General features: G+C 31.0%; 11 protein-coding genes and 1 tRNA gene. 7 read left to right on the forward strand and 5 right to left on the reverse strand.

Features of this window, described 5'->3' with window-relative positions; translation table 11 throughout:
• Positions 1-42: 42 nt before the first annotated feature.
• Positions 43-465, reverse strand: a complete 423-nt coding sequence (gene ybeY / locus NMK29_RS20965) for an rRNA maturation RNase YbeY (protein ID WP_108804609.1) — start codon at positions 463-465, stop codon at positions 43-45.
• Positions 458-3,829, reverse strand: coding sequence for a DUF4175 family protein (locus tag NMK29_RS20970; protein WP_108804610.1), 3,372 nt, complete (start codon positions 3,827-3,829; stop codon positions 458-460). Before NMK29_RS20970 ends, ybeY begins: the two co-directional genes overlap by 8 nt.
• 102 nt (positions 3,830-3,931) lie before the next feature.
• Here NMK29_RS20970 and NMK29_RS20975 point away from each other — a divergent pair, with 102 nt between their 5' ends.
• The 5 genes from NMK29_RS20975 to NMK29_RS20995 all read left to right on the forward strand — a co-directional run bounded on the left by NMK29_RS20975 (position 3,932) and on the right by NMK29_RS20995 (position 8,711).
• Complete coding sequence (locus tag NMK29_RS20975; RefSeq protein WP_108804611.1) at positions 3,932-4,969, forward strand: alkane 1-monooxygenase; 1,038 nt, start codon at positions 3,932-3,934, stop codon at positions 4,967-4,969.
• Between the two features lie 113 nt (positions 4,970-5,082).
• Positions 5,083-6,594: a glutamate--tRNA ligase gene (gltX, locus tag NMK29_RS20980; RefSeq protein ID WP_108804612.1), complete on the forward strand. Its 1,512-nt coding sequence runs from the start codon at positions 5,083-5,085 to the stop codon at positions 6,592-6,594.
• Positions 6,595-6,724: 130 nt separating this feature from the next.
• On the forward strand, positions 6,725-6,904 hold the full coding sequence (locus tag NMK29_RS20985; protein ID WP_027394505.1) for a DUF4177 domain-containing protein: 180 nt from the start codon (positions 6,725-6,727) through the stop codon (positions 6,902-6,904).
• A 64-nt stretch (positions 6,905-6,968) separates the two neighbouring features.
• Positions 6,969-7,913 (forward strand): SPFH domain-containing protein, encoded by a 945-nt coding sequence (locus NMK29_RS20990; RefSeq protein ID WP_108804613.1) that lies wholly within the window; start codon positions 6,969-6,971, stop codon positions 7,911-7,913.
• Positions 7,914-8,198: 285 nt separating this feature from the next.
• Entirely contained in the window at positions 8,199-8,711 is a 513-nt protein-coding gene (locus NMK29_RS20995) for a hypothetical protein (protein ID WP_108804614.1), read from the forward strand.
• A 57-nt stretch (positions 8,712-8,768) separates the two neighbouring features.
• Here the strand turns inward: NMK29_RS20995 and NMK29_RS21000 are convergent, their stop codons facing one another.
• Positions 8,769-10,823, reverse strand: coding sequence for a glutamine--tRNA ligase/YqeY domain fusion protein (locus NMK29_RS21000; protein WP_254097289.1), 2,055 nt, complete (start codon positions 10,821-10,823; stop codon positions 8,769-8,771).
• 152 nt (positions 10,824-10,975) lie between these two features.
• Between NMK29_RS21000 and folB the strand changes: the two genes are divergently transcribed.
• Positions 10,976-11,332, forward strand: a complete 357-nt coding sequence (folB, locus tag NMK29_RS21005; protein ID WP_027394509.1) for a dihydroneopterin aldolase — start codon at positions 10,976-10,978, stop codon at positions 11,330-11,332.
• A 53-nt stretch (positions 11,333-11,385) separates the two neighbouring features.
• Positions 11,386-11,456: transfer RNA gene (locus tag NMK29_RS21010), tRNA-Cys, on the forward strand.
• A gap of 38 nt (positions 11,457-11,494) precedes the next feature.
• Here NMK29_RS21010 and NMK29_RS21015 read toward each other — a convergent pair.
• Together NMK29_RS21015 and NMK29_RS21020 are read right to left on the reverse strand one after the other, a co-directional pair.
• Positions 11,495-12,187 (reverse strand): LysE family translocator, encoded by a 693-nt coding sequence (locus NMK29_RS21015; protein ID WP_027394510.1) that lies wholly within the window; start codon positions 12,185-12,187, stop codon positions 11,495-11,497.
• A 40-nt stretch (positions 12,188-12,227) separates the two neighbouring features.
• Positions 12,228-12,902, reverse strand: coding sequence for a head GIN domain-containing protein (locus NMK29_RS21020; RefSeq protein WP_108804616.1), 675 nt, complete (start codon positions 12,900-12,902; stop codon positions 12,228-12,230).
• Positions 12,903-12,923: the final 21 nt, after the last annotated feature.

A 12,923-nucleotide genomic window follows, 5' to 3' on the forward strand; every position in this document is an offset into this window, starting at 1 on the left:
AAAAAATAAAATGTTCCACGTGGAACATTAATAAATGAAAAGCTAAAGATGTTCCACGTGGAACATCTTTAGCTTTTCATTTTCCTTTTGTCTCATAAGAATTTCTTCATCCTTGGTTTTGTCCTTATATCCACAAAAATGCAACACCCCATGAACAATCACTCTTCTCAATTCATCAACAAAACTTACACCATAATGATCAGCATTTTCCGAAACTCTTTCCAAAGAAATAAAAATATCTCCAGCAATAATATTTCCTAAACCATTACCAAAACTAATTATATCGGTATATGTATCATGGTTCAAAAAATCCTGATTTATTTGTAACAAATATTCATCATCACAAAAAATATAATTGATCTCTCCTAGCTTCTTTTCTTCAGAAATCAAAACCTTTTCCAACCAAGAGTTTATAGCCCTCTCATCAACATCGTAACCAGTAATTTCGTAAAAATAATTAATCATTAGTCTTTCTAAAATATTCCTGCACTTTACGCTTATAATTCTCGCGCAAAGGTAATACTTGTCTGTTTAATATTTCTGTTGTATTAAAATATTGTTTAGCCTTTAATATTTGTTCATTATTATCATTACTAAATTTCTTATTATTGCTTCTACTTTCTCTTTTATCCTCTTCTCCTTGTTCTATAGTAGCATCCTCTAATTTGAGCAATTCATGTTTTAAATCCATCATCTTACTCAAGGTGTTATTATTAAAACCTTTCTCCAGCAACTCACCCTCAATCTGCTCCATTTTATTTAAAAGCCCACTTCCTTTTCCTTTTCCTATTCCTTCCTTCTTCAACTTATCTTCTAATGCGTTACGCAATTGTTGCTGTTGTTTATATATCTCATATAACTCACCATTCATATCTTCCTTTTGCATCTCAGATTCACCTTGACCATCGCTTCCATTATTCCCGTTCTTTCCTTTTTCTTTTCCTCCTTTTCCTTTTCCTTTTTCCCCATCTTCACCAGATGATCCACTATTAGATTCCCCTTTCTGCTGACCTTCTTTTTTTCCTTTTCCTTTTTCAGCACCTTCCTTCATTTTCTCGTTTAACTCTCCTTGCTTTTTAATGATATCAGGCAATTGAAATCCCTTTGATTTATTCCCACTTTTACCTTTTCCTTTAGCAGACATACTATTTTGCATCTGATCCAAAATTATACTTAGAAAATATGCCAGATCATTAGAACCTGTTACAGCATACTGCTGATTTGCCGTTCCCTGAATCACTTGATTCTCCGCCAAACGCTCTAATGACTTGTCTAAATTAAACTCTATATCCGTAAGCTTACCTGTCACTTCATCAGAAATTTTAGGCCTACGCAATGCTAATGCATACAAACTATCATCTATATGGATAAAATTTTCTCTTAATACACTTTGCTTTTTTAATTTACCAGAATATGTTGGGTTATCATTATTAATTCCCTTAAACTCTTTCATCAATCCCTCTTGTTCCATAGAGAAATCAACCAAGTTGTCTAAAATTTGTCTCAACATTTCCATATCCTCTTGTTCCTGTTCTCCTCCACCCATCTGCATTTGCATCTGCATACCCTTGCTCATTTGCTTCATTTTTTCAGCTGCACTCTTTTGATTTTTCTTAGCCTCAGATTTATTTTCTTTTTCCAAATTATCACTCGCATCTTCTTGTTCCTTTGTCACATCCTCCTCATCTTTTTTATTCTCATCCAACTTCATTGGCTTCTTTAATTCTTCATTATCCTTTCTAAGATCCTCCATCTCTTCCTTAAACTTTTCGAACTCTTTGTTTAAATCCTCCTGCTTTTCTTTTGTGTTTTCCTCTCCCTTTTCAGACAATTCCTCCTGCTTCTCAGCCATTTCGTTCAACTTATTAGCTAACTTTTCATGCTTTTCTATTACATAATACCTTTTCGTTAATTCTAATAATTGTTCCAAATTTTTCTTTAAATTCTTATTCTCCTTTGCAAGTTCCTCAAGCTTCTCCGTCAACTCCTCCTTTTGTAATTTTTCTGCTATCTTATTTATCTCATCCAGAAGCTTTTCATTTTTCTTTAGCTTTTGTTCGTTTCGTTCTAACATTTCCTTTAATGCATCTTTAAAAGGTTCCTCTTCCTTTTTATCTTCCATCTGCTCCAAATTGTCCTTCAACTTTTTTGAGAAATTCTGCATCATCTTTTCCTGTTCCTTTTGCCTTTTTAAATAATCCTCGAGCTTCTTTTTGTCATTATAATCCAATTGCTTCTTCTCCTTCTGAAGCTTACTAATACTCTTTAAATCCTGTTCTTGAGACTTAAACTTTTTTAATGATTTATTTAATCCAGATATAGCCTGATTCTGTTCATTAAGTTTTTTCTCCTCCTCTTCGTTAGTAGTCAATTTTCTATAACTAAAAACTTGGCTTTTGGTGCTTTTACTATTACTAATTTGATCGTTATCAAATACCTCAAAATAAAACTCATAATTAACTCCTTCCTTTAAATCCAAATTTCCAGGAAACACATGAATAAATTCATCAAAAACCGTAGAATTTATTACTATATTCTTTGTTTCTTTATTTGATTCTTGATCGCTATCATAATACACCAACCTTAAACCATTGAGACCATAATCATCGCTAACTCTACCAAAAAAATACATAGTGCTATTATCAACAGTATCTTTTTCTGCAGTCAGCTTAATTTCTGGATATTGGTCTTTAACAACATTTATATTAAAAGAAATATTATCATAATCATACACATTTTTATTAGACGTTGTTATCCGATAATCCCAATTACCATACAAAACATTTTCATACTTAAAGTTAGAATCACTCTTGTCGAAAACATAAGCAGAATCCGTAGTAACCATTTTAACCTTTTCAGTATTTCTAGTTCGAACTTTCCACTCCACTTTTGTTCCTTCAGGCACAATTGCATTACCAGAACTTTGTAAAGTTTCATCCTTTTTTTTAGTATAAGAAGGATAATCCAATTCCATAACAAAATCCAACAATGTTGGTACTGGTACAACTTCTAATTCATATTCTTTTGAAACAACATCATTAGAAGACAAAACAAAATCTATAGAATTTTTTGGTTGCGTGAATATATATTCATAGGACCCAACACCTGTATTCTTCAAAAAATAAATCTCCTCATTATATTTTATCTGAACATCTTCAGGAAGGATATCACCAACTGTTTTAACCTGCAATAAAAAATCCTTGTTTTCCAAAGCATTTAAAGATTTATTAACTACAAAAAACTGAAATGGTGCAGGAGGCTCATATGCGGTTTCATAATTAACTACACGTTTATAACTCTCCGAAAACCAGCTACCGCTATTAAATAAACTTACTAGTAAAAAAACCACAATCGGAATCAAAGCAAATTTTAAATATTTTGCGTTTTTCTTAAAATCTATAGCCAACTTAAACGGTATAGGTTTTAACTCCAAAGACTTTTGTTCTATACTTGCCAATAGTAAGGATGAAGAAGAAGAATCATTATTTAACTGTAGTAGGTTTAATAATTTATCATTAACATTAGGAAAATGGTCACCTATAATCTTTGATGCGTTTTCATAATTAATTCCATTCGCTATCTTTAATAACTTAGCAGTTGGTATCAAAATAAACTTTACAAACAGGGAAATTTCCACAACAACAAACAACCAAAATAGAACGGTCCTCCAGGTACTATTTAGCCAAAACGCATATTCTACTAACAACGTAATCAAAAAATATAATACTCCAATAGCAAAAAAAAGTATAATACCTTTTATCAATTCATTGATATAGTATTTTCTAATAAACTGCTCTAATTTCTCCTTTATGAATTCAAAACTACCCATAACTCTCTCATTTTCTATTTCAGTAATCTATAAAACTACAACTTTATTTCTTATAGATTTGTTATATTTATTATAATTCAAACCCCTATACTGTAACTTATTATGAAAGATTTAAAATATATATCCGCATACACCATTCCTGTTGTTGCATTTCTAAGCATATGGTTACAAGGAATCTATACCTATTTAACTCCTGTATATGTGTTTGGACTTATTCCTTTCTTGGAATTATTTACATCTAAATCAAGTGAAAACCTAGAAGAAAATCTTCGTTTATCCAAATCCAAAAAACGTCTTTTTGATTGGTTACTTTACATAAATCTTCCTCTGATTTATTCCATCTTATTTTATGCTATCTATACCGTTACTAACAATGAACTATCTATGTCGGAAATTGTAGGTATCATTATATCTACAGGAATAGTACTAGGCGCTAATGGTATTAACGTAGGCCACGAATTAGGTCATCGTTTTACAAATGAAAGATTTATAGCCAAGGCATTACTACTACCATCCCTATACATGCATTTTTACATTGAACACAATTTTGGTCATCATCAAAAAGCCGCTACCACAGAAGATCCAGCTACTGCTAAATACAATCAACCAGTATATTTGTTCTGGATTACATCCGTTATCGGTCAATATATAAGTGCTTGGAAAATTCAAATTAAATTGTTGAGCAAAAACAATGTTTCTTTTTTTTCCTTCACAAACGATATGTTTTGGTATTTAATTATTACAACATTATACCTAGGATCCATCTATATCTTTTTTGATCTCTATGGTTTTTATGTCGCAATTTCTAGTGGAGCTATTGGATTCCTTTTACTAGAAACTATAAACTACATAGAGCATTATGGCCTTAAAAGAAACAAAAACTCATCAGGCAGATATGAAAGAGTAAGAGAAATTCACTCTTGGAACTCTAATCACCTATTAGGACGTATATTACTTTTTGAACTTACAAGACATAGTGACCACCACTATCGTGCATCAAAAAAGTATCAAATTCTTGATCATCATGATAACAGTCCACAACTTCCATTTGGTTACCCAACTTCTATGGTAATTGCTCTTCTTCCTCCTCTTTGGTTCATACTTATGAATAAAAGAGTACCCACCGATATGAAACCATAAAAAGTTCTAGTTTGTTACATACATTTATTAGACAAAATCTTTTTTAAACACTTATTATAGATCGTATCTTTGCCTTCACTTTTGCACGTCTTATTCAGCAAAAAACAAAGATTATGACAAAAAACATTAGGGTACGATTCGCCCCAAGTCCAACTGGACCTCTTCATATCGGAGGAGTAAGAACTGCTTTATTTAATTATCTTTTTGCTAAAAAAAACAAAGGAACATTTGTTCTTAGGATAGAAGATACTGATCAAAACAGATATGTTCCAGGTGCCGAAAACTATATAACCGAATCATTAAACTGGTGTAATATCCCATTTGATGAAGGCCCAGGTAAAGAAGGTAATTTCGGTCCATACAAACAAAGTGAAAGAAAGCACTTATATAAACAATATGCAGATCAATTAATAAAAAATGGTCACGCTTATTATGCTTTTGATACATCAGAAGAGCTTACTGAGCACAGAAAAGATCATGAAGCAAAAGGTAAAACCTTTATTTATAATTGGCATAATAGATCCAAGTTAAATAATTCGTTGTCCCTCTCAGAAAACGAAACACAACTAAAAATTGAATCTGGTGATCCATATGTCATACGTTTTAAATGTCCTACAGATGAAACTTTACATTTAACTGACGAAGTACGTGGAGATATTACCATAGATACTAATATATTAGACGATAAAATATTGTTTAAAAGTGATGGAATGCCCACTTATCATCTTGCCAATATAGTAGATGATCACTTAATGGAAATCACTCATGTTATTCGCGGAGAGGAATGGTTACCTTCCTTGGCTCTACACGTACTATTGTATAGATCTCTAGAATGGAAAGCTCCTAGCTTCTCTCATCTACCTCTAATACTAAAACCAACAGGCAAAGGAAAATTAGGTAAAAGAGATGGAATTACCGGTGGATTCCCTGTTTTTCCTTTACAATGGACAGATCCTAAAACTAATGAAGAGGCCTCTGGATATCGTGAAGATGGATATTTACCTGAAGCAGTCATTAATATGCTTGCTTTTCTTGGTTGGAATCCCGGAACAGAACAAGAACTTTTTTCTTTAGAACAACTGATAAATGAGTTTGATCTGACTAGAGTTAACAAAGCCGGAGCAAAATTTGATCCTGAAAAAACTAAGTGGTTCCAACAACAACACTTTCAGCAAGCCGATAATACCGTACACGTGGAACAATTACAACAAATACTTTCTGAAAATAATATTTCTACTTCTTATGATCTAAACGAAGTAGTAGAACTTATAAAAGAAAGAGCCGTTTTTTCTAAAGATCTCTGGCACCTTAGCAAGTTTCTGTTCATTGCTCCTTCTGAATACGATGATAAGGCTACTAAAAAAGCTTGGAAACAAGAAACTCCTGATTTAATGCATGAACTCACTCGAATAATTAGTGATATTCATGATTTCAAATCAGAAAACATTTCTAATACAGTAAAAAGCTGGATAAAATCTAAAGAAATTGGATTTGGTAAAATTATGATGCCTTTACGAATTGCTTTAGTAGGATCTTTACAAGGTCCTGATATTTTTAGAATTATGGAAATTATTGGTAAAGCAGAAACTCTAAAACGAATCGAAGCTATTATAGAAAAACTATAATACTTATAAATTTATAAATTATAAGAAGACCCTTTTATCATGCTTAGATAAAAGGGTCTTTCTCTTGTTAGTTGTAACAATTTACAATAAACATATACTTATATAATAAACATTCTAAATAATGTCAACTATGGGAAAGCAATATAAAGTTCTTAAATTATCAAATTTATGGTCAACCGAAAAACTACGCAAGCAAGCTGAAGACACTCTAAATAAAGCTTCGCAGGAAGGATGGGAAATTATCTCAGTCGCTTTCGGAACTTCTAGTAGTTCAGGCATGTCCACTGCAATGATAACTATAGCAAAATAATATAAAATGATTTACAATTAATTAGTAACTTCATTTCAACTATTAACTTTTAATATAAAAAACAATGGGACTATATCTAATACCGTTAGTGATATTCGGTTTTATAATTCTTATATCAGGAATATTCACCGTAAAACAACAGACCTCAGCTGTCGTAGAACGCTTTGGTAAATTTTTGAGCATTAGAAACTCTGGACTACATTTCAAAATTCCAATTTTTGATCGAATCTCTGGTAGAATAAATCTAAAAATTCAACAATTAGATGTTCTAGTAGAAACGAAAACTAAAGATGATGTTTTTGTTCGTTTAAAAATATCAGTACAGTTCCAGGTAATTAAAGCTAAAGTATATGATGCATTTTATAAATTAGAAAACCCGCATGATCAAATTACTTCATATGTATTTGATGTAGTTCGTGCCGAAGTTCCTAAAATGAAATTAGATGATGTATTTGAAAGAAAAGATGATATTGCCATTGCAGTAAAACAAGAGCTTAATGAAGCTATGGTAAACTATGGTTATGATATTATCAAAACATTAGTTACTGATATAGATCCAGATCTTCAAGTAAAAGAAGCTATGAATAGAATTAACGCTGCAGAACGTGAAAAAGTTGCAGCCGAATATGAAGCGGAAGCGGAACGTATAAAAATAGTAGCTAAAGCTCGTGCTGAAGCAGAGAGTAAGAGATTACAAGGTCAAGGTATTGCTGATCAAAGGAGAGAAATTGCTAGAGGTTTAGAAGAAAGTGTTGATGTTCTAAATAACGTGGGTATTAATTCTCAAGAAGCCTCTGCTCTTATTGTAGTAACACAGCACTATGACACACTACAATCTATAGGAGAAGAAACCAATAGTAATTTAATATTATTGCCTAATTCCCCACAAGCCGGAAGCGATATGTTAAATAATATGATTGCCTCATTTACTGCCTCAAACCAAATAGGTGAAGAAATGAAGAAACAAAATGCAAAAAAAGGTATCGGTGGAAAAAAACCCGATGCATAGAATTATCTTATAAAATAACAAAACCCGATCACATATTACGATCGGGTTTTATTTTTTACAGGTTTAATAAAAATCTATGTTCACAAATCACTAATTTTGCTAAAAATTGAATTGGACGGTTTTAAGAGCATTTTAATAGTAAAGCGATAAGAATATATTATGCAACTTTTATTTTCCCTTACAGTCTTTAATATAAACCCATTTTTAATAGGGAAAAACTATATAAAAATTAATAGTATAGTTTTTTCTGATATAACAAAAAAATAGTTTTTACAACAAATAAAAATGAAAAATTACCTATTTATACTTCTTTTGATTTCGGGAAGCGTTTTTTCCCAAAATGTTAATACATTAAAAAAACAAGCAATCCGAGATGCAAAAGCTATTTCTGAAGCTTCTCTTAAAAAAGATGTAAATACTCTTTTAGACTACACACATCCAAAAATTTTTAAAAAATATGGTGAAGAGCAATTAAAAAATGATATTGAACAAGTATTTAGAACAATGACTGCTCAAAAGATTAAAATTGTTAGTTCAAAAGTTAATGGCGTATCAGAAATAAAAAAAGAAAAAAAAGAATATCGATGTCTAGTTAAGAATACTATAAAAATGGATTTTAACGGACGCGATGTCACATTAAAAAGTTCTTTATTCGGTTTTTATGACAAAAAGAAAGAGAAATGGTACTTTATAGAATCTAATAAACTACTTGATGATGAGGAAACAAAAAAAATATTTAAAAATTTCGAAACAGAAATTGAAATACCTCAAGATGAGCATATAGCTGCTGATTACTAGATAAAAAAAGAGATGAACATTATATTCATCTCTTTTTTTATTTAATAATATATACTTCTATCTAATATTATATTTACTAGCTAAAATTTGTGCTTCTTTACTTAAAAGTTCATTAGCATCTTCTTTTCCTTTTAATAGAAAATCCATAGCTTCTTTATCTGGATTTATATTTTTAGTTTCTAGAACAACACCTAATGCCAAAGTTACTACAATACGAGTACCTATCTTTTTAGCGGCAGTAGCATAAAGTGAAACCAATTCGTCTATTTCTACTTTTTTCGCAGCTTCTAAAATTTTTATTTTAAGCGCTTCTCTCTTCTCTTCAGGTAAATTAGTATACTTCTTCCCTGCTCTCTTAATTTCATCTATTGCAAGTACTTCTCGTTGCTTATTAGGTTGTGGTTTGTTGCCATTATTCGCTTGTTTATTCGAAACAGGTTTAACTTTAGCCCAAGTATCCCTAAGACCTACAGTTTTATTAAAAACTAAAGAATCCGATTTACTATCTGGGTCTACATTAAAATAACCTAACCTTTGAAATTGAAATTGTTCTAGTAGATCGACCTCTTTAAGACTTGGTTCTACGTAACCCGTAATAACATTTAAAGAACTAGGATTAATAAAATCCATAAAATCCTTTTCCTTATGACTATCTGGAGCTTCATCATTAAACAAACGATCATATAACCTAATCTCTGCTTTAATAGCGTGTTTTATAGATACCCAATGCAATGTTCCCTTAACATTACGCTTTGATTCCTCCGTACCACTACCCGACTTACTTTTAGGATCATATGTACATTGAATTTCTATGACATTTCCTTCATCATCTTTAATAACACTTTCACCTTTAATTATAAATGCATTTTTTAAACGAACTTCTTTTCCTAATGTCAATCTAAAATATTTTCGACCAGCTTCTTCCTTAAAATCTTCTCTTTCTATATATAATTCTTTTGAAAAAGGAATTTCTCTAGAACCTGCTCTTTCATCTTCAGGATTATTCTCCGCTTCTAACCATTCTTCTTCATTATCAGGATAATTAGTAATTACTAATTTTACTGGATCCAACACCGCCATTACTCTAGGAGCTGTTTTATTAAGATCTTCTCTTACACAAAATTCTAATAAAGAAACATCTATAACATTTTCTCTTTTAGCTACACCTACAGTTTCTACAAACTTCCTAATAGAAGCAGGAGTATATCCCCTTCTTCTTAAACCAGAAATAGTAGGCATTCTTGGATCATCCCAACCTTTTACTATACCATCATTAACAAGTCGTAACAACTTACGTTTACTCATTATTGTATAACTCAAATTAAGTCGCGCAAATTCCCTCTGTTTTGGTCTTATAGTCTCATTATCATAAATTTGATCCAAAAACCAATCATACAGTTTTCTATGTGGCTTAAATTCTAAAGAACACAATGAATGTGATATATTTTCAATATAATCACTTTCTCCATGAGTCCAATCATACATAGGATATATACACCACTCATCACCCGTTCTATGATGAGACTTCTTTAATATTCTATACATCAATGGATCACGCATCAACATATTAGGATCCTCCATATCAATTTTGGCTCTAACTACATGTGCTCCTTCATCAAATTCACCTGCTTTCATTCTGTTAAATAAGTCCAAATTTTCTTCTACTGATCTATCTCTAAAAGGGCTATTAATACCAGGTTCTGTGGTAGTTCCTTTCTGTTCAGCAATTTTCTCCGAAGATTGGCTATCCACATATGCTTTTCCCTCTTTAATCAACATTATAGTCCAATCATATAATTGCTGAAAATAATCAGAAGAATAACATTCTTTATCCCATTGATATCCTAACCAAGAAATATCCTTTTTAATAGCATCTACATACTCTTGTTCTTCTTTTGCTGGATTTGTATCATCAAAACGAAGATTTACAGGCGCATCATAAGTCAAACCTAAACCAAAACTAATTCCTATAGCTTTAGTGTGACCAATATGTAGATATCCATTAGGTTCTGGAGGAAAACGAAAGCGTAAATCCTTTGGATTCATTCCATTCGCTAAATCTTCTTCTACAATATGTTCTAAAAAATTGAGTGATTTTTTTTCTTCTGTCATTGGATAAAAATAAAATACAAAACTACCTAATATTTCTAATGATACACAACAATTGTTTCATATCTATTTCAATGTTACACTATGAATACATAAAAGGGTTATTTTCCTGTAAATTCTTTTCAAAGATTCTATTACCTTTGAAAAAAAAATTTGTGGGTTTAATTACGCTTAAAAACATCAAGATATATGCATATCACGGATGTCTGGTTGAAGAAAAAAAAATTGGTTCTGATTATAGAGTTGATTTAAAAATTAAAGCTAATTTAAATACATCTGCTAAATCAGATAATCTTTCTGATACTGTTGATTATGTGCATCTTAATCACATTGTAAAAGAAGAAATGGCTATTCGTTCTAAACTATTAGAACATGCTGCAGAACGAATTTTAACTCGTATATTAAAAGAGTTACCTTTAGTGAATAAAGCGACGGTTGATGTTTCTAAAATTAACCCACCTATAGGCGGTAATGTACAAATGGTTACAATTACTAGGAGTAAAAAAAGATAAATAAATCTGAAGTAACCATAAATTTTTTTACATTTGCCCTCGAAGATGAAAAGGGTGTCGTGGCCGAGTGGCTAGGCAGTGGTCTGCAACACCATCTACAGCGGTTCGAATCCGCTCGACACCTCAAAAAAAAGTCCTGTAAAAATTACAGGACTTTTTTTATTAAAAACCGGATTCCGGTTTAATTTTTTCAATCTTATCTTGAATTCTTTTTTCCATAGTTTCTGGCAAAACCCCTTTTATGATAAGAAAAACTCCAAAAACAACCATAATAATACTAATAGTTCTTTTTATTAAATAAGTACGTTTAGGTGTTAATTTTCTTTTTAAACGTTTTGCTAACAACATTTTAAGCACATCTATAAATAAATATGTCCCTAAAACCATAGCAAAAAAGATAAAAATCCTATTGGTATTCATATCCATCTGAGGTCCTGCAACCACAATAATTCCAATCCAAAAACCTAAAACTCCAATATTTATGAAATTCAATAAAAATCCTTTAAAAAAAAGCACAAAATAATTGTGCTTATTTATAATCTCAACTGAAGTATCCCTAAGTTTATTGTAATTTTTTCTTTCCTTAATAAATGATATTGCACCATAGGTAGCTAATAACATGCCTCCAAAAACAAACAAAGCAGGATCATCTTTTATTTTTTCTAAAATCTGATTCGTACTAAAATATGCTATTAAAATAAAAACAATATCAGCAAATATCACTCCTAGATCGACTGCTAAAGCTGCTCTAAATCCTTTTATAGCCGCGGTTTCTAGTAATACAAAGAATACTGGCCCAATTAAAAAGGCTAATATAAATCCTAAAAATATAGCTGCTTGAGCGTCTTGAAACATAAAATGTAAGCGTATTTCTTACAAAGTTAGAAAATACTACTTAGTTTACCTCTATAATCTTACCACCAAAAACTTTTTTTCCATCCACTTCTTTTGGATTTCCATAAATTCTAATCGTACCTCCTGCAGCTGTATTTGCTTTTACATAATCACTAGCATTTACATTTGCTCTTCCACCAGCACTAATTTTAACCTGTGTGCTTCTAGTTTTTAAATCTTCTGCAATAAATTGTCCTCCTGCTTTTACGGTAACTTCTTGTTCATCTACTTTTCCTTCTAAATGCAATCCACCACCACTTACAGCTCGTGCTAATAATTTTTCTGCTTCAATCTCTGCATATATATCACCACCCTCTTGAGCTCGTAAATCTAATTCACCGCCAATAAGTACTTCTTTAACCATTATTTTTGCCCCTTCATTTACATCTAACTTCTTGATATCAGTATAATAAACAATAACCTTTGTATCATTATTATCCCAAGTATTACTTAAAGACATCTTAATTTTAAGTACGTTATCCTTAATAACAACATCCACTTCTTTTCTACTAATTCCTGAAACTTCTACTTTATTTTCAGATCCCTTAATGAGTTTCACTTCTATTTTATCAAAGACTTTAAGTTCATTAAAATCTCCAACATTTTTTGTTATAACCTTTTGTGCGTTTAATAAGGATACCACAAATAATAACGAAAGAAATATTACTTTTTTCATTTCCTAAATAAATTTAAAATT

Source organism: Aquimarina sp. Aq107 (assembly GCF_943733665.1).
GTDB lineage: Bacteria > Bacteroidota > Bacteroidia > Flavobacteriales > Flavobacteriaceae > Aquimarina.